This window comes from Aeromicrobium fastidiosum (genome assembly GCF_017876595.1).
GTDB lineage: Bacteria > Actinomycetota > Actinomycetes > Propionibacteriales > Nocardioidaceae > Aeromicrobium > Aeromicrobium fastidiosum.
Genome location: NZ_JAGIOG010000001.1, coordinates 1,602,263 through 1,618,495 on the forward strand (window position 1 = coordinate 1,602,263; position 16,233 = coordinate 1,618,495).

At 70.7% G+C, this 16,233-nt stretch carries 18 protein-coding genes; 6 read left to right on the forward strand and 12 right to left on the reverse strand.

Features of this window, described 5'->3' with window-relative positions:
- The first annotated feature begins 1 nt into the window (after position 1).
- Positions 2-364 (forward strand): sterol carrier family protein, encoded by a 363-nt coding sequence (locus JOF40_RS07920; RefSeq protein WP_245343106.1) that lies wholly within the window; start codon positions 2-4, stop codon positions 362-364.
- A 9-nt stretch (positions 365-373) separates the two neighbouring features.
- Here JOF40_RS07920 and JOF40_RS07925 read toward each other — a convergent pair whose 3' ends face one another.
- From JOF40_RS07925 to JOF40_RS07945, 5 genes are all read right to left on the reverse strand, one after another.
- Positions 374-1,126: a glycerophosphodiester phosphodiesterase gene (locus tag JOF40_RS07925; RefSeq protein WP_129181732.1), complete on the reverse strand. Its 753-nt coding sequence runs from the start codon at positions 1,124-1,126 to the stop codon at positions 374-376.
- 2 nt (positions 1,127-1,128) lie between these two features.
- Positions 1,129-2,448, reverse strand: coding sequence for a glycoside hydrolase domain-containing protein (locus JOF40_RS07930; RefSeq protein ID WP_129181734.1), 1,320 nt, complete (start codon positions 2,446-2,448; stop codon positions 1,129-1,131).
- Between the two features lie 46 nt (positions 2,449-2,494).
- Complete coding sequence (locus JOF40_RS07935) at positions 2,495-3,835, reverse strand: glycoside hydrolase domain-containing protein (RefSeq protein ID WP_129181735.1); 1,341 nt, start codon at positions 3,833-3,835, stop codon at positions 2,495-2,497.
- Positions 3,836-3,987: 152 nt separating this feature from the next.
- Complete coding sequence (locus tag JOF40_RS07940; protein WP_129181737.1) at positions 3,988-5,550, reverse strand: AMP-binding protein; 1,563 nt, start codon at positions 5,548-5,550, stop codon at positions 3,988-3,990.
- Between the two features lie 51 nt (positions 5,551-5,601).
- On the reverse strand, positions 5,602-6,051 hold the full coding sequence (locus JOF40_RS07945; RefSeq protein WP_129181739.1) for an SRPBCC family protein: 450 nt from the start codon (positions 6,049-6,051) through the stop codon (positions 5,602-5,604).
- Between the two features lie 115 nt (positions 6,052-6,166).
- Here JOF40_RS07945 and purF point away from each other — a divergent pair, with 115 nt between their 5' ends.
- From purF to JOF40_RS07965, 4 genes are all read left to right on the forward strand, one after another.
- Positions 6,167-7,660: an amidophosphoribosyltransferase gene (purF, locus tag JOF40_RS07950; RefSeq protein ID WP_129181742.1), complete on the forward strand. Its 1,494-nt coding sequence runs from the start codon at positions 6,167-6,169 to the stop codon at positions 7,658-7,660.
- Entirely contained in the window at positions 7,657-8,730 is a 1,074-nt protein-coding gene (gene purM, locus JOF40_RS07955; protein WP_129181745.1) for a phosphoribosylformylglycinamidine cyclo-ligase, read from the forward strand. The genes purF and purM overlap by 4 nt, the downstream gene beginning before the upstream one ends.
- 123 nt (positions 8,731-8,853) lie before the next feature.
- Complete coding sequence (locus tag JOF40_RS07960) at positions 8,854-9,024, forward strand: DUF3073 domain-containing protein (RefSeq protein ID WP_082555933.1); 171 nt, start codon at positions 8,854-8,856, stop codon at positions 9,022-9,024.
- Between the two features lie 113 nt (positions 9,025-9,137).
- On the forward strand, positions 9,138-9,626 hold the full coding sequence (locus tag JOF40_RS07965) for an ATP-binding protein (RefSeq protein WP_188111733.1): 489 nt from the start codon (positions 9,138-9,140) through the stop codon (positions 9,624-9,626).
- 103 nt (positions 9,627-9,729) lie between these two features.
- Here the strand turns inward: JOF40_RS07965 and JOF40_RS20230 are convergent, their stop codons facing one another.
- Positions 9,730-10,818, reverse strand: coding sequence for a Glu/Leu/Phe/Val dehydrogenase dimerization domain-containing protein (locus JOF40_RS20230; protein WP_129181747.1), 1,089 nt, complete (start codon positions 10,816-10,818; stop codon positions 9,730-9,732).
- A gap of 158 nt (positions 10,819-10,976) precedes the next feature.
- Between JOF40_RS20230 and JOF40_RS07975 the strand changes: the two genes are divergently transcribed.
- Complete coding sequence (locus JOF40_RS07975) at positions 10,977-12,419, forward strand: NAD-dependent malic enzyme (RefSeq protein WP_129181750.1); 1,443 nt, start codon at positions 10,977-10,979, stop codon at positions 12,417-12,419.
- Here JOF40_RS07975 and JOF40_RS07980 read toward each other — a convergent pair.
- Genes JOF40_RS07980 through JOF40_RS08005 form a run of 6 tightly spaced genes read right to left on the reverse strand, consistent with a single transcriptional unit; the run spans position 12,378 to position 16,194 of the window.
- Positions 12,378-12,707: a hypothetical protein gene (locus JOF40_RS07980; protein ID WP_129181753.1), complete on the reverse strand. Its 330-nt coding sequence runs from the start codon at positions 12,705-12,707 to the stop codon at positions 12,378-12,380. The genes JOF40_RS07975 and JOF40_RS07980 overlap by 42 nt on opposite strands.
- The gene (locus JOF40_RS07985) at positions 12,704-13,171 is read right to left on the reverse strand and encodes a MarR family winged helix-turn-helix transcriptional regulator (protein ID WP_129181756.1); all 468 of its coding nucleotides are present in this window, start codon (positions 13,169-13,171) and stop codon (positions 12,704-12,706) included. The genes JOF40_RS07980 and JOF40_RS07985 overlap by 4 nt, the downstream gene beginning before the upstream one ends.
- Positions 13,172-13,221: 50 nt before the next feature.
- Positions 13,222-13,698 (reverse strand): heme-degrading domain-containing protein, encoded by a 477-nt coding sequence (locus JOF40_RS07990; protein ID WP_129181758.1) that lies wholly within the window; start codon positions 13,696-13,698, stop codon positions 13,222-13,224.
- Positions 13,695-14,738, reverse strand: a complete 1,044-nt coding sequence (locus tag JOF40_RS07995) for a zinc-dependent alcohol dehydrogenase (RefSeq protein WP_129181761.1) — start codon at positions 14,736-14,738, stop codon at positions 13,695-13,697. Before JOF40_RS07995 ends, JOF40_RS07990 begins: the two co-directional genes overlap by 4 nt.
- Positions 14,735-15,556 (reverse strand): SDR family NAD(P)-dependent oxidoreductase, encoded by an 822-nt coding sequence (locus JOF40_RS08000; protein WP_129181764.1) that lies wholly within the window; start codon positions 15,554-15,556, stop codon positions 14,735-14,737. The genes JOF40_RS07995 and JOF40_RS08000 overlap by 4 nt, the downstream gene beginning before the upstream one ends.
- The gene (locus JOF40_RS08005) at positions 15,553-16,194 is read right to left on the reverse strand and encodes a TetR/AcrR family transcriptional regulator (RefSeq protein ID WP_129181767.1); all 642 of its coding nucleotides are present in this window, start codon (positions 16,192-16,194) and stop codon (positions 15,553-15,555) included. Before JOF40_RS08005 ends, JOF40_RS08000 begins: the two co-directional genes overlap by 4 nt.
- Positions 16,195-16,233 lie beyond the last annotated feature (39 nt).

Genomic DNA, 16,233 nt, shown 5'->3' on the forward strand with positions numbered 1-16,233 from the left:
CATGGCCGGTACGATGGCGCGATACGCCGCCCTGACGCACGAGGAGTTCGCGCAGATCTGCGAGCGGCTCGACGCGGGGGAGCCGTCGCGCGCCGACCTGAAGGCCGCGACCAAGCACCTGGCCGCCCTGCTGGTCGCCAAGGCGCCGGGCGCGAGCGTCGAGGTGCGCATCCCGCCGTTCGCCGCGGTGCAGGTCGTCGAAGGGTCACGGCACACGCGCGGCACACCACCTGCGGTCGTCGAGATGGACGCCGCCACGTGGATCGCCCTTGGCCGGGGACGGCTCGGCTGGGCTGACGCGACGGTGCGGGCATCCGGCGAGCGCTCCGACCTGTCACCGCTGCTGCCGCTCGACGTCGCCTGACCCACCGCCTCAGGTGGTGCCGCCGCGACGGGCCGCGATCGCCCGGGCCGGATGGTTGGTCGTCACCATCCACGCGTCGGGGTCGTTCATCCACCGGTCGAGCTCGTCGGGGCGGTCGACGGTCCACACCAGCAGCGGGAGCCGTCGGCGTCGGGCGTAGGCGCGCAGGCTGACCCGGGCCAGCGCCTTGTGCGAGACGACGAGGTTGGCGTGGCTGCGCCGGATGCGGGTGCGCGGGAACGCCGCCTGCCACCGGGCGATCCGTCGCTGCCAGGGGCTCGTCCAGGAACGGGGGCTCGACGACAGACCGACCAGGAGCCCGGGGGCGTGCCGGTGCGACCACGCGACGATCTGCCGCACCGACGAGTCCTCGGCCGTCGTGATGATGAGCTGGTCGCTGCCCAGGACGTCGACCAGGTGCGACACCAGCTCGATCTCGCCGCCGGGCACCTTCAGGTCGACGTGCGCCTTGACGCGACCGCGGACGACGTCGAGCACCTCGTCGAGCGTCACCAGGACGACGCCGGTGAAGTCGTCGAGCCGGTGACCCGCGATCGAGCGGTGCTGCGACCCGTCGGCGACCTCGTCGTCGTGGAAGACGACCGGGACGCCGTCCGCGGTGAGGCGGACGTCGAACTCGACGTAGTCGCAGCCCATCGCGATGGCTGCCTCGAACGCCGCCAGGGTGTTCTCGGCGCTGCGCTCGTCGCCCGCACCGCCGCGGTGGGCCGAGACCAGCACCGCGGTCGGGCGCGAGGACATGCCTAGATGATCTGGCCGCGCTGCAGCTCGGCCCAGACCGACGCCTCGACGGTCGGGTACTGAGGCAGACCCCGCGCAGCGCGATACGCCCGCACCGCGCGGATCGTGCCGCCGTCGTAGACACCCGTGACCTTCAGGCTCGCGCCAGCGGCCACGAGCGACCGCTGCAGACGATAGACCGACGGTCCGACCGAACCCTGCTTGAGGACGACGGGGTTACGGCCCTGCGAGAGCAGCGCGGTCCACGTCACCCGGTTGGCGTTGCCGGCAGGAGCCAGGCCCAGCCGGGCGCGGAAGGCGTCGACCGCACGGGCCGTGCCGATGCCGAAGTGCTGGTCGACCGACGACAGGACGCCCTGACGGCGCAGCAGGCACTCCAGCGCCTTGACCTGCTTGCCCTTCGAGCCGACCTTGAGCGTCGAGTAGCGCGTGAACGTCTGGGTCGTGCCGCACGGCGTCGATTCCTTGCCGGCCTTCGAGCCCTTGCCGACGTCGAGGAAGTTCCGGTCGATCAGCAGCGAGGCGCCGCCGTGGGAGACGCGCACGTCGAGCTCGTACTGGTGCAGGCGCTGGCGCTTCCAGCCCTGCCGCGACAGGTAGGGGCCACCGTTGGTGTTGGCCTTGCCGTTGCCCCACGCGAGCCACATCTGGTCGGGCTCGGTGAATCCGCGACGCTTGGTGCGGCGGGCCTCGTCGACGGCCTGGATCGCGGCCGAGCCACTGCCGTAGAGGCCCGACTTGTAGCCCTTCTGGTGCAGGCGCTCGGTCCACGCGTCGACGAACTCCAGCACGATGCGGTCGCACGACGCGGTGCGCGTGTAGTACTCGATGTCGAGGTACGACACGCTGTGCTTGCCGAAGCCGTAGCGCTTCAGCGCCGCGACGGCCTGGTCGGCCTCGCTGCGAGCCTCCTGCCGAGCCGTGCGCGCGCTGCGCGACATGACCGACTTCGGCACCTTGCTCGCCGGGTTGTTGACGAAGCACGGTGCCTGGCGACCCACGTGGATGGGCAGGAAGCGCCATCCGTTGCGGGCGTTCTGAGCGACCCACGCGGGGGACAGGTTGGGCTGCGCCGCGTCGCCGCAGAAGCGGGAGTCGCCGGAGATGTAGATGCCGACGGCGCTGAACGGCGACGTCAGGTTCCAGGTGTCCATCGTCGCCTGGTCGGGGGCCACGCACGTGTCGAAGCCGTGCCCCGTGAAGCCGCCGGGGGCCTGCGGCGAGGCCGCCGAGGCGGGCGTGGCCAGCAGGACGGACGCGAGCAGGCCGGTCGCGAGACCGACGACGGACAGGTGCAGGGCAGGACGGGACGGCAGACGCATGGGCTCGAGGCTACGTGCTGTCTCGATCGGTGTCACCTCGCCGGGATCAGGCCGTCTTGCCGCGACGCAGCTGGCCCCACACCTTCGACTCCGTCGTGGTGTAGCCCGGCAGCTTGCGTGCCTTGCGGTACGCCTGGACAGCCTTGACCGTCCGCGCGTCGTAGACACCCGACAGGCCGGGCTTGAGGCCTGCGGCCGTCAGCGATCGCTGCAGGCGCCACACGGGCTCGCCGACCGAGCCCTCCTTGAGCACGCGGGGGCGTGATCCCTGCGCCAGCAGTGCCGTCCACACCGCACGGGTCGCGACGCCGCTCTTGCTCCAGCCCCGCTTGGCCCGGTAGCGGTCGACGGCGCGAGCCGTGCCGGCCCCGTAGGACGTGTCGATCTTCTTGACGAGGCCCTGCTTCTTGAGCAGGCACTCCAGCGCCGCCACCTCGGCGCGGTTGGCGCCGACCTTGAGCGTCGGGTACGACCTGAACGTGACGGCCACGCCGCACGGGTTCGACTGCGGCGACGGAACGGATCCCTGACCGACGTCGAGGTAGTTCTTGTCGATGTTGAGCGTCTTTCCGCCGTACGAGACGTTGATGCCGTTGTGGTACTGGTGGATGCGCTGGCGGATCCACCCGCTGTCGGACAGGTACGGCCCGCCCTTGGTGTCGGCCTTCTTGTTGACCCACGCGTTCCACATCTGGTCGGGGAACGTCATGCCGGGGCGGCCCGCGAGCCGCGCCTCGTCGACGACCTTGATGCCGGCCGAGCCGCTGGAGTAGAGGCCCGACTGGTAGCCCATCGCGTGCAGCTGCTCGGTCCAGGCGTCGACGTACTCGAGCAGGAGGTTGTCGCACGCGGCGGTGCGGGCGTACCACTCGATGTCGAGGTACGAGACGCTGCCGGGGCCGAAGCCGTACTTGGCCAGAGCGGCGGCTGTCTCCTGCGCCTCGGCCACGGCTTCGGCGCGTGCCGTCACCACGTCGGTCGACATCTTCTTCTTCTGCACGCGGCTGCTGGGGTTGTTCTTGAAGCACGGCGACTGGCGGCCGACGTGGATCGGCATGAAGCGCCAGCCGTTGGCGGCGTTGCGGGCGACCCAGGACGCCGTGAGGTTGGGCTGGTACCTGTCGCCGCAGTAGCGGGAGTTGCCCGACACGTAGATGCCGATCGCGCTGAACGGCGACGTGAGGTTCCAGGTGTCCATGACCGACTGGCTCGGCGCGACGCACGCGTCGAATCCCTGGCCCGTGAAGCTGCCGGGTGCCTCGGGCCCCGCGGCGCGCGCAGGGGAGGACAGGAGGAGGGACGCGGCCAGGCCGGTGACGAGACCGGTGATCAGGAGCCGCGTGGTGGGGGAAGACGACTTCGCAGTGAGTCGGGGCACCAGACGCATGGCACGAGCGTACGTGGGCGCGGGGTCGCTGTCACGGGACTGGTGTGACTGGTGGGACGCATGGGAAGTGCGGGCGCTACGATCGGAGACATCGCGACCCCGGTCCCCACCCCTGGATGGCCGGGGTCGCGTTGCGTCCGCCGCCGACGGGCTCAGACCTGCCGGGTGCTGTCTCCCCAGTAGGGCTTGCGCAGCTCGCGCTTGAGGATCTTGCCCGAGGGATTGCGCGGCAGCGCCTCGACCACGTCGATCGACGACGGGGCCTTGTAGCCGGCCAGCCGTTCGCGCGCGAAGGCGATGAGCTCGTCGGGCGAGGCGCTCGCGCCCGGACGGAACGCGACGACGGCCTTGACGGTCTCGCCCCAGCGGTCGTCGGGCACGCCGATGATCGCGATCTCCGCGACGGCGGGGTGCTCGGCCAGGACGCGCTCGACCTCGGGGGAGTAGACGTTCTCACCACCCGTGATGATCATGTCCTTGAGCCGGTCCTCGATGTACAGGAAGCCGCCGTCGTCGACGCGGCCGAGGTCGCCGGTCCGCACCCACCCGTCGTCCGTGATGAGCGCGGCGGTGTCGTCGGGACGGCCGATGTAGCCGATCGTCGCCTGCGGCGTGCGGAACCACACCTCGCCGGAGCCTCCCGCGGGCACGTCCTGCAGCGTCGTGGGGTCGACGATGCGCATCTCGGCCTCCGGGACGGGGCGTCCGGCCGAGGTCAGGCGCTCGGGATGCGCGGTGTCGCGGTGCGCGTCGTCCTCGAGGGTCGTGATGACGCCGCCGAACTCGGTCATCCCGTACACCTGCTGGAACGACGTGTCGGGCCACGCCGCCATGGCTGCCCTCAGCACAGGTGGTGGCATGGGTGCCGCGCCGTAGCCGACGCCCTTGAGCCGGCCGAACAAGGCCATCGCCTCGGGTCCTGCCGCCACGAGCGCCGCGACGACGGCGGGGACGAGGAAGGCGTGGGTGCAACCGGCCATGATGCCGCCGGCCATGAGGGTCGCGTCGACCTCGCTGACGATGTAGCCGGGCACGCCCTTGACGGGCCCGAGCAGCGCGTACGACGTGCCGCCGACGTGGAACATCGGCATTGCGACGAGCAGCATGTCACCGTCGGCGTAGGTCGTGTCGCCGGCACCGTTGACGCTGTGCGCGACCATCGCCGCCTGCGTCAGCTGCACGCCCTTCGGACGTCCCGTGGTCCCCGAGCTGTACATCACGACGCACACGTCGTCGGGCGTCACGTCGTCCTGCCGGTCGATCGGGGCGGCCCCGTCGAGCCACGCCTCGAAGCCGTCGTCGGCGCCACCCACGACGACGATCTTCTCGACGTGCTCGAGCCGGTCGCGGATCAGCTCCAGCTGGTCGAGCAGGCGGTGGCCGACGAACAGCACCTTGGCGCGGCAGTCGTTGATGACGTAGTCGAGCTCGTCACCGGCCAGCCGCCAGTTGACGACCGTCGTGGCCGCGCCCACGTGGCACCCACCCAGCAGCACCTGCAGCACGGCGGGGTTGTTGCGGTCGAGCACCGCGACCCGGTCGCCGCGCCCCACGCCGTCGGCCCGGAGCGCGCCGGCCGCCTGCCCCACCGACTCCCATGCCTGCGCCCAGCTCCACGTGCGGTCGCCGAAGACCCAGCACGGCGCGTCGGGACGCTCGGCGGCCCGTGCCGCGAGGAAGTCGGGAAGGTAGGTGGCGTCGGGCAGCGCGGTCATGCAGGGCTCCTCGCGGATGTGGTGTGAGTCACACCACCCTAGCGGGGGTCGCTAGCGCGCAAGGGCCTCCGCGATCCGGTCGAGCGTCGTGCGCATGCTGCGCTCGGTCGCGGCCGGTATCTTGCTGCGCTTGATGAAGAACTTCTGCTTGTCGCGCGAGACGTCCCACGTCTCGCGGACGAGCGTGCCGCCCTCGACCGGCTCGAGCTCGTAGCGCCAGATGCGTCCGCCGACGATGCCCTTGAGGCCAGTGGTCTGCCATGCGATGCGCCGGTCCTGCTCGTGCTCGACGACCTCGTTGGACGTCCGGTAGCCGAATCCCTGGTGCATCGCCATCCCGAACCGGGTGCCGAGCGTCAGGGGTCGCGATGCCTCGCGCGTGCCTCGCACCGTGCCCGATCCGTCGAAGCTCTGGTGCTTGCCGGCGTCGGACAGCAGAGCGAAGATCTGCTCGGGTGCCGCCGGGATCGTGCGCTCCACGCTGATGCTGTCTGAGTCCATGGCTCGAACTGTAGGGGGATACGCGCACTCAGGCAGCCCGACGGAGTGCTCGGCCCGACGGGGTCACACCCGCCAAGGGTTGGGCCTGCCGGGCCGCCACCCCTACACTGGTGCGGTGCCCCGCGGAGATGGACGCCTCACCCACGACCTCGATCCTCAGGACGCCGGACCCCAGGACGCCTGTGGCGTGTTCGGTGTCTGGGCCCCGGGCGAAGAGGTCGCCAAGCTGACCTACTTCGGTCTCTACGCGCTGCAGCACCGCGGCCAGGAGTCCGCCGGCATCGCGGTGAGCAACGGCCGCCAGATCCTGGTCTACAAGGACATGGGCCTGGTGTCCCAGGTCTTCGACGAGGCGACGCTCGAGTCGCTCAAGGGCGAGATCGCGATCGGCCACGCCCGCTACTCGACCACCGGATCGAGCGTCTGGCACAACGCGCAGCCGACGTTCCGACCCACCGCCGCCGGCTCGGTCGCGCTCGGCCACAACGGCAACCTGACCAACACCGCCGAGCTGGCCGACCTGCTCGCGGCGCGCGACGTCGAGTCGGGCCGCGGCTCCGGCAAGGGCGAGACCGCCACCTCCGACACAGCCGTCATGGCCTCGCTGCTCGCGTCCTACCCCGACCGCTCGGTCGAGGAGGCTGCGCTCGAGGTGCTGCCGCAGCTGCGCGGCGCCTTCTCGCTGGTCTTCATGGACGAGGGGACGCTCTACGCCGCCCGCGACCCCCAGGGCATCCGGCCGCTCGTGCTCGGCCGGCTCGACCGCGGCTGGGTCGTTGCCAGCGAGACGGCCGCGCTCGACATCGTCGGTGCCTCCTTCATCCGGGAGATCCAGCCCGGTGAGTTCATCGCGATCGACGAGAACGGCCTGCGCACCGAGCGCTTCGCCACGGCAGAGCCCAAGGGCTGCATCTTCGAGTACGTCTACCTCGCGCGTCCCGACACCACGATCGCCGACCAGCGGGTGTTCTCGGTGCGCGCCGAGATCGGCCGCCGCCTGGCCCGCGAGTTCCCGGTCGAGGCCGACCTGGTCATCCCCGTGCCCGAGTCGGGCACCCCGGCCGCGATCGGCTACGCCGAGGAGTCGGGCATTCCCTTCGGCCACGGCCTGGTCAAGAACTCGTACGTCGGACGCACGTTCATCCAGCCGTCGCAGACGCTGCGCCAGCTGGGCATCCGGCTCAAGCTCAACCCGCTGCGCGACGTCATCGCCGGCAAGCGGCTCGTCGTCGTCGACGACTCGATCGTGCGCGGCAACACCCAGCGCGCCCTCGTGCGGATGCTGCGCGAGTTCGGTGCCGCCGAGGTGCACGTGCGCATCTCGTCGCCGCCGGTCAAGTGGCCGTGCTTCTACGGCATCGACTTCGCCTCGCGCGCCGAGCTCATCGCCAACGGCATCTCGGTCGACGAGATCTGCCGCTCGATCGGTGCCGACTCGCTGGCGTACGTGACCCTCGACCAGCTCGTCGAGGCGACCAACATCCCCAAGGACAACCTGTGCCGGGCGTGCTTCGACGGCATCTACCCCGTGGCGCTCCCGGAGGACGACGTGATCGGCAAGCACCTCCTCGAGGTCCAGGACCAGCTGCCGCTCGAGGTCATCCAGTGACCGCTCCGCAGGCCGGCACGTCGTACGCCTCGGCGGGCGTCTCTATCGAGGAGGGCGACCGCGCCGTCGAGCTCATGAAGGAGTGGGTCGACAAGGCCCGTCGCCCCGAGGTCGTGGGCGGCATCGGCGGCTTCGCCGGTCTCTTCGACGCCTCGGCGCTCAAGAGCTACCGCAAGCCCTACCTCGCCACGTCGGCCGACGGCGTCGGCACCAAGGTGCAGATCGCCCAGCGCATGGACCAGCACGACACGATCGGCTTCGACCTCGTCGGCATGCTGGTCGACGACCTCGTCGTCTGCGGTGCCGAGCCGCTGTTCATGACCGACTACATCGCCTGCGGCAAGGTCGTCCCCGAGCGCATCGCCGACATCGTCAAGGGCATCGCGCAGGCGTGCGCCGAGTCCGGCACGGCCCTGCTGGGCGGCGAGACCGCCGAGCACCCGGGTCTGCTGGGCGTCGACGAGTACGACATCGCCGGCTCCACGACGGGTGTCGTCGAGGCCGACGAGCTGATCGGTGCCGAGCTCGTGCGTCCCGGCGACGTCGTCATCGCGATGCGGTCGAGCGGTCTGCACTCCAACGGCTTCTCGCTCGTGCGTCACGTCTTCTTCCAGACAGCCGGCTGGGAGCTCGACCGCGAGGTGCCCGAGTTCGGCACGACGCTGGGCGAGCAGCTGCTCACGCCGACCAAGCTCTACACGCTGCCGTGTCTCGCGCTGGTCAAGCAGGTCGAGGTGCACGCGATGTCGCACATCACGGGAGGCGGCCTGGCGGCCAATCTCGCGCGCGTCGTCCCCCCGACCGTGTCGGTGCGCGTCGACCGCTCGACGTGGACGCCGCAGCCCGTCTTCGGGCTCGTCGGCCAGCTCGGGTCGGTGTCTCAGGCCGACCTCGACCTCGCGCTCAACATGGGCGTCGGCATGGTCGCGCTCGTCGCTCCCGACGCCGCCGACGCCGCGCTGCGGCTGCTGGCCGAGCACGGGATCGACGCCTGGATCGCCGGTGACGTGCAGGCGGCGGGCGTGCACGGCGACGGCGGCACCGTGACCCTGACAGGCTCGCACGCCTGAGTTCTGCGGCACGCCGCAGGTTTTCTGCCCCGCCGCGGGGGTCGGTGCCGAGATGGTTGCGTACTGCCGGTAGGGTGGTCAGCACGACAAACTGACTATTTCTCTGCGAGGGGGTCGAGCCTTATGGGCCGCGGCCGTGCGAAAGCCAAACAGACCAAAGTTGCGCGCGACTTGAAGTACCGGACTCCGGACACAGACTTCAACACCCTGCAGCGAGAGCTCCACGGAGAATCGGGCGAGCCCATTCCCGAGCAGTACCGCGATCTCGCGCGAGAAGACCCAGCCGCGTCCTGAGGCTGCTCACGTCGCACGACTGGCGTGAGCCGGTCGATGTCGAGCACATCGAGTCCATCCGGGCCGATGCGTCGCGTCATGCGCGTGGCGGTGTCCTGCACCTGCTCCTCGAGGTGCTGGCGTATGCCCTCGACGAGGCAGCGGAGGGCTCGACTCGTGCCATCGAGGTGATCGTCGGCGACGACGACTCCATCGCGGTGCGTGACGACGGACGCGGCACCGACACGCGGCGGGGTGACGACGGCACGTGGGTCGTGAAGCCCGTGATGGCGACGCCTGACCTTCGCTTCTTCGACGTGCCCGGGTCGCCGCAGCTGCCCGACGGCCTGCCGCGGTCGGGCATGTCGGTCGTGGCGGCGCTGAGCTCGTGGCTCGTGCACACCAACGTCCGCGCCGAGGGTGCGTGGTCGGCGCGCTACGTGCGGGGAATCCCTGACGGGCGGCCGGCGTCGCTCGTCCCTGCTGGCCTGCCGACCGGGACGACCGTCAGCTTCGTGCCCGACCCGCAGGTGTTCGGGTCGCAAGTTGTCGACCCCGAGCACCTGGGAGTGCTGCTCACGTCGATCGACTCGACCGCGATGATCTCCCTCACCACCCCGTAGCCCGGGCGGTGCGTACGCCACCGAACGACGTCGATCTCGACTGCATTCGGTGGCGTACGCACCGCGCCCCGGCGGAAGGTGGGGTACGCGCCGCCCGCGACGGCTACGGCAGGTAGACCGACCGCAGGCGTCCCACGTCGCGCATGCGCTGCTCGGCCATCCGGTCGGCGGCCAGCGACGGGGAGATGCCCTCGGCCTTCGCGTGCTCGAGCACGCCCAGGGTCGTGTCGTAGATCGAGGTCGCCCGCATCTTGGCGCGATCGAAGTCGAAGCCCTCGAGCTCGTCGGCGACCTGGATGACGCCACCTGCGTTGACGCAGTAGTCGGGGGCGTACGTGATGCCGCGGTCCTGCAGCTGCTTCTCGATGCCCTCGTGCGCGAGCTGGTTGTTGGCCGCGCCGCACACGACCTGCGCCGTCAGCGCCTGCACCGACTCGTCGTCGAGGGCACCGCCGAGCGCGCACGGGGCGTAGACGTCGAGCGGCTCGCGGATCAGGGCGTCGGTGTCGACGACGCTGCGGACGCCCGGGTGCGTCTGCAGCAGGGCCATGACGGCCGGAGCATAGGGGTCCGTGACGACGACGTCGGCACCCTCGTCGACCAGGTGCCCGACGAGGTGACGTCCGACCTTGCCGACTCCGGCCACTCCGATCCGCTTGCCGGCCAGTGACGTGTCGCCCCACAGGTGCTGCGCCGAGGCCCGCATGCCCTGGTAGACGCCGAACGCGGTCAGCACCGAGGAGTCGCCGGCACCGCCGTGCTCGACCGTGCGCCCGGTGACGAAGTCGCACTCGCGGGCGATGAGGTCCATGTCAGGCGAGAAGGTGCCGACGTCGCAGGCCGTGAAGTAGCGACCGTTGAGGGTCTGCACGAACCGTCCGTAGGCGCGCAGCAGAGTCTCGGACTTGAGCGTGTGCGGGTCGCCGATGATGACGGCCTTGCCGCCGCCGAGGTCGAGACCGGCCAGCGCGTTCTTGTAGGCCATGCCCTGCGACAGGTTGAGCACGTCGGTCAGGGCGTCGGCCTCGGACGCATACGGGTAGAAACGCGTGCCGCCGAGCGCCGGCCCGAGGGCGGTCGAGTAGATCGCGATGATCGCCTTGAGGCCGCTGGCCTCGTCGTGGCAGAAGACGACCTGCTCGTGGCGGGTGCCGAAGGCGGACGGTGTGGGCGGCGTGCTGGGATCGGTCACGGTGGCGCTCTCTCTCGATGTGGCGGAGGGGCGGTGGTGGGCCCCTCCAACGGTCGAGCCGCGGGGTGTTGCGGCTCGGGGCCGACTCTACTCGCGGGAGAGGGGCCTCGGCGGAGACCGGACAAACATGAGGAAAGCCTCGCGTTTACGATGGTGGGGTGAAGCCTTCCACCGCGCCCAGCATCTCGTACTCGATCACGATCCGGCTCGAGGTCCCTTCAGGGGGATCCGCCGTGAGCGACCTGACCACGACGGTCGAGCAGGCCGGCGGCCTCGTGACGGCGCTCGACGTCGCGGCGTCCGGTGCCGACGCGTTGCGCATCGATCTCACCTGCGCCGCGTCCGACACCGATCACGCCGCCGTCATCGTCGAGGCTCTCAAGGCCGTCGGCGACGTCGCGGTGCTCAAGGTCTCCGACCGCACCTTCCTGATGCACCTCGGTGGCGTCATCGAGACCGCCACCAAGCACCCGCTGCGCAACCGTGACGATCTCTCGATGATCTACACGCCGGGCGTCGCTCGCATCTGCCAGGCCATCGTGGCCGACAAGGAGGACGCGCGTCGCCTCACGGTCAAGCGCAACAGTGTCGCCGTCGTCAGCGACGGCTCGGCGGTGCTGGGGCTCGGCAACATCGGTCCGCACGCGGCGTTGCCGGTCATGGAGGGCAAGGCGGCACTGTTCAAGAGCTTCGCCGACATCGACGCCTGGCCGATCGTCCTCGACACGCAGGACGTCGACCAGATCGTCGAGACGGTCGCCGCGATCTCACCGGGCTTCGCCGGCATCAACCTCGAGGACATCTCGGCTCCCCGCTGCTTCGAGGTCGAGGCGCGGCTGCGCGAGCGCCTCGACATCCCGGTGTTCCACGACGACCAGCACGGCACCGCGGTCGTCGTGCTGGCGGCGCTGCGCAACGCCCTGCGCGTCGTCGGCAAGGACCTGCCGGCAGCCCGCATCGTGCTGGTCGGCGCGGGAGCGGCAGGCACCGCCGTGCTCAAGGTGCTGCTGCACGCGGGGGCCGTCGACGTCACGGTGTGCGATGTGCAGGGCGTCGTCCACGCCGGACGCGAGGGCCTCGACCCGTCCCTCGTGTGGACGGCCGAGAACACCAACCCGGCCGGGCACACCGGCACCCTGCGCGATGCGCTGCCCGGTGCCGACGTGTTCATCGGCGTGAGTGCGCCGAACCTCATCACGGCCGAGGACGTCGAGAAGATGGCACCCGGCTCGATCGTGTTCGCCCTGGCCAACCCTGATCCGGAGATCGAGCCGGCGATCGCCCGCCAGCACGCCGCGGTCGTCGCGACGGGCCGATCGGACTACCCCAACCAGATCAACAACGTCCTGGCGTTCCCCGGCATCTTCCGGGGTCTGCTCGACGCGCAGAGCCACGGCATCGGCATGGAGGTGCTGCTGGCGGCAGCCGACGCCGTCGCGAGCTCGGTCTCGCCCGATGAGCTCAACGCCAACTACATCATCCCCAGCGTGTTCCACCACGATGTGCACCAGAAGGTCGCCGCTGCCGTGCGTGACGCGGCCCAGCGCGCCGACAAGGGGTCACAGCACCCAGACGAAGCCGATCGCGGTCGGCACGAGTGACAGGGCGATCCACGCCGGAGCCCACAGCCGTGCGGCGAGGATGACCCGCACCACGACGTAGGTGACGACGGCGAACACGCCCGACATCACGAGCAGCAGAACGGCGTCGGAGCCGCGGTCCTCACCCTTGACGACGTGCGCCACGACGATGAGTCCCAGCACGCCGTGGATCGCGACGGCGAAGAAGGCGATCGCCCCGACGCGTCGCTGCACCCGGCGCAGCGCGACGAGCTCGGCGGACGGATGGGGGCTGGTGCGGCGGGGGGTGCTCGGGGTTTGGTTGCTCATGACTCGTGGCTCTCGTGTGCGGCATCGATGATGCGGTGGAGGACGTCGTTGGTGGCGACGAGGTCGGTCTCGGTCATGCCGAGCCGGGCCAGCATCGTCGAAGGGACGGCGAGGGCGCGCCGCCGCAGCTCGCGCCCCTCGGCGGTCACGCTCACGACCAGCACGCGCTCGTCGTCGGTGGAGCGTCGCCGGGAGACCATGCCGGCCGCCTCGAGTCGCTTGAGCAGCGGCGACGCGGTGCCGGGATCGAGGTGCAGCAGCGCGCTGAGCTGCTTGACGGACATGCCGTCCGAGGCCGAGCCCGAGGCGTCGTGCTGCCACAGTGCCAGCATCACGAGGTACTGCGGATGGGTCAGGCCCAGTGGTTCGAGCACCGATCGGTAGGAGGCCACGACCTCGCGGGACGCGACGGCCAGGGCGAAGCACACCTGCTCTTCGAGTGCGAGCGGATCGCGAGTGGTCATATCCCGAGCGTACCAATGATTGGTACACCAAGTATCTGTCGGGCCAGCATCTAGTGTGCGCGGGCGGCGATGAATGCCTCGAGCGTCTCGACGACGAGCCGGTGGTCGTCGCGCTGCGGCAGGCCCGACACCGCGACGGTGCCGATGCATCCCGTGCCGCGGACGATCAGTGGAAACGCCCCGCCGTGCGCCGCGTACCGCGTCGGGTCGAGCCGGGAGTCGGCCTCGAACGTCTTGCCACTCACGCGGAACTGCTCGCCGACGCGCAGCGACGAGCGTCCATAGCGATCGACGACGGCGCACTTGCGGTCGAGCCAGCCGTCGTTGTCGGCGGAGGCACCGGGGAGCGCGGTGTGGAACAGTCGCTGGCCGTTGCGGCGCACCGAGATCGCCACGGGCAGGCTCTGCGCGAGCGCGGCCTCACGGAGCGCCGATCCGAGCTGCCACGCATCGGTCTCGTCGAAGGACTCCAGCACCAGCCGTGCCTCCTGCGCCTCCAGCTCGTCCAACAGCAGCCGGTCGCTCATGGTGTGCTCCTCGTGTCGATGGATCGGTCGTACGACGGGTCGATGTGGATCTTGGGGCCGGGGCCTGCGTCCGCAGGGCGGTCGCCGCGCAGGACGGGGCCGACGTCGTCCAGGGTGAGGGTCGCTGCGACGAGGCCCCGTGGATCGACGGCACCCGAGGCGTAGAGCTCGATCGTGCCGGCGAGCCCGGGTGACGCACTGAGGATGCCGATCGCCCGGACGTCCTTCATGACCAGGGCGCGGGTGTCGAGGCAGCTGGCGGTGTCGGACAGCCCGATCAGGACGATGCGGCGGCCGGCGTCGACGAGCTCGGCGGCGAGGCCGGGGGAGCCGGGGGCATTGGAGGCGTCGATCACGGCGTCCCACCGCAGGTCGGGCAGGGTGTCGGCCGTCCAGGCGCCGTGAGCACCGTGCGCCACGGCGACCTCGAGGGATGCCGCCGTGGCACCCAGCACGTGCACCTCGCAGCCCTGCGCCAGGGCGAACAGGGCCGCGAGCAGGCCGATCGTGCCGGGCCCGATGACCAGCAGCCGCTCGCCGGGCGACAGGTCTGCGGCCCGCACGGCGCGCAGCGCGTTGCCGCCCGGCTCGACCATCGCCCCGGCGGTGTCGTCGACGGAGTCGGGGAGGGGAAGCAGCGCCGTCACGGGAACCGCCATCTGCTCGGCCAGGGCGCCGTCGAAGCCCCGCCGCAGGCCGATCTCGTGCCGCTGGTCGCACACGTGCTGGCGACCAGTGCGGCAGCGGTGGCAGCGGCCGCAGCCGATCTGGGTGTCGCCGGTCGTGCGTCGTCCCAGCCACGAGGGGTCGACCCCGTCGCCGAGGGCGCTGACCGTCCCGCACCACTCGTGGCCCGGTCGCAGCGGGTACGCGGCCAGACCGTCGCGCAGGTACTCCATCTCGCCGGAGAACAGCTCGCCGTCGGTGCCGCACACCCCGACCCGCGCGATGTCGACCACGACGTGCCCGGGCGCTGCCCGCGGGGGCCCGACGTCCTCGACCGTCCACGTGCCGGGGCCCGTCAGGATGAACGCCCTCACCGGGGCTTGTCCTGGTGGCCGGAGCGGCGGGCCAGCAGTCGGTCCATGCCGCGGAACAGCGGTCGCATGCCTGACGTGACCGGGCCCGGCAGCAGTGCCATGCCCAGCTCGCCGGCGGCCCCCTGCAGGCTGGTGACGCGAGCCGGCCGGTCGATGACGGCCTTGACGAGCCAGTCGGCCGCCTTGTCGGCGCTGAGCATCGGCATGGCCTGGTAGATCTCGGTGCGCCCAGACATCTCGGTGCGCACCATCGGGAAGTGCACGACGGTCGTGGACACGCCTTCGCCCCCGAGCTCGGCGCTCAACGACCGGGTGAACGACTCCAGGGCGGCCTTGCTCGCGAGGTAGGCCGAGAACAGCGGGATGGGCAGCTGGGTCGACATGCTCGACGAGATCACGACGTGACCTCGCCCCTGCTCGACGAAGCGCGGCACCAGCCCCAGGGTCAGTCGCACCGCGCCGAAGTAGTTGATCGCCATCGTGCGCTCGTAGTCGTGCATCCGGTCGAGCGACTCGGTGATGGGTCGGCGGATCGACCGGGCCGCGTTGTTGACCAGCGTGTCGATGCGGGGGTGGTCGACCAGCAGTCGTCCGACGACGTCGTCGGTGGCAGCGGGATCGCTCAGGTCGACCGCGTACGCGATGGCCGTGCCTCCGGCGGAGCGGATGTCTCCCACGACCTCGTCGAGCTCGTCCTCGCGGCGCGCGAGGAGGCACACGGTCGCGCCGCGTCGCGACAGCTTGCGAGCGGCTTGGGCGCCGATGCCGCCCGAGGCGCCCGTGACGACGACCGTCGTGCCCGCGAGATCGGTCCTCATGCGTGCGGCTCTGCGCGCGAGCCGGTCGTGCCGGCGTCGCCGAACAGTGCGTCGAGCAGCCGCAGGCACCGCTGCATCATCTGGTCGGCGGTCTCGTCGGGGTGGTCGATCCACCAGTTGACCAGGGAGTCGACGATGCCCAGCCACACCGACGTCATGGCCGAGACGTCGAGGGCGTCCTCGTTGCCCGCCAGGGCCATCAGCTCGCCGACACCCTCGTCGGCCAGTCTGCCGATACGGCCGGCGTAGAGCGCGACCGAGTCGCGGATCGGGCCGGTCGACGGTGCCGTGGTGTCGAAGAACAGTCGCCACAGGTGGCGGCGGCCCTCGAGGAGGTCGAAGAGCGCCCCGAGGGTCAGCATGCCGCGCTCGATGCCGACGGCCTCGCCTCGGGCCACGCGCTCCATCTCGTCGGCCAGCAGGGCGCCGCCGCGGTCGAGGCACGCCTCGTAGAGACCCTCCTTGGAGCCGAAGTAGTTGTAGATCAGCGGCTTGGAGATTCCGGCGTTCTCCGCGACCGTCGCGACCGATGTCGCGGTGAATCCGTGGGTGCCGAAGTGCTCGGACGCGACGTCGAGGATCTGCGACTCGCGGTCGAGCCGGGGGACGCCCTTCGTGCCGGCATTGGGTCGGGCCATGCGAGAAGTCTAGTCATGGCAACTGATCTGGTGGTAACT

What these genes read in the sequence shown, in the direction of transcription:
- JOF40_RS07920 (WP_245343106.1), top strand. Translation starts at nt 2, where the DNA reads ATGGCCGGTACGATGGCGCGATACGCCGCCCTGACGCACGAGGAGTTC.
- JOF40_RS07925 (WP_129181732.1), bottom strand. Translation starts at nt 1,126, where the DNA reads ATGTCCTCGCGCCCGACCGCGGTGCTGGTCTCGGCCCACCGCGGCGGT.
- JOF40_RS07930 (WP_129181734.1), bottom strand. Translation starts at nt 2,448, where the DNA reads ATGCGTCTGCCGTCCCGTCCTGCCCTGCACCTGTCCGTCGTCGGTCTC.
- JOF40_RS07935 (WP_129181735.1), bottom strand. Translation starts at nt 3,835, where the DNA reads ATGCGTCTGGTGCCCCGACTCACTGCGAAGTCGTCTTCCCCCACCACG.
- JOF40_RS07940 (WP_129181737.1), bottom strand. Translation starts at nt 5,550, where the DNA reads ATGACCGCGCTGCCCGACGCCACCTACCTTCCCGACTTCCTCGCGGCA.
- JOF40_RS07945 (WP_129181739.1), bottom strand. Translation starts at nt 6,051, where the DNA reads ATGGACTCAGACAGCATCAGCGTGGAGCGCACGATCCCGGCGGCACCC.
- JOF40_RS07960 (WP_082555933.1), top strand. Translation starts at nt 8,854, where the DNA reads ATGGGCCGCGGCCGTGCGAAAGCCAAACAGACCAAAGTTGCGCGCGAC.
- JOF40_RS07980 (WP_129181753.1), bottom strand. Translation starts at nt 12,707, where the DNA reads ATGAGCAACCAAACCCCGAGCACCCCCCGCCGCACCAGCCCCCATCCG.
- JOF40_RS07985 (WP_129181756.1), bottom strand. Translation starts at nt 13,171, where the DNA reads ATGACCACTCGCGATCCGCTCGCACTCGAAGAGCAGGTGTGCTTCGCC.
- JOF40_RS07990 (WP_129181758.1), bottom strand. Translation starts at nt 13,698, where the DNA reads ATGAGCGACCGGCTGCTGTTGGACGAGCTGGAGGCGCAGGAGGCACGG.
- JOF40_RS08000 (WP_129181764.1), bottom strand. Translation starts at nt 15,556, where the DNA reads ATGAGGACCGATCTCGCGGGCACGACGGTCGTCGTCACGGGCGCCTCG.
- JOF40_RS08005 (WP_129181767.1), bottom strand. Translation starts at nt 16,194, where the DNA reads ATGGCCCGACCCAATGCCGGCACGAAGGGCGTCCCCCGGCTCGACCGC.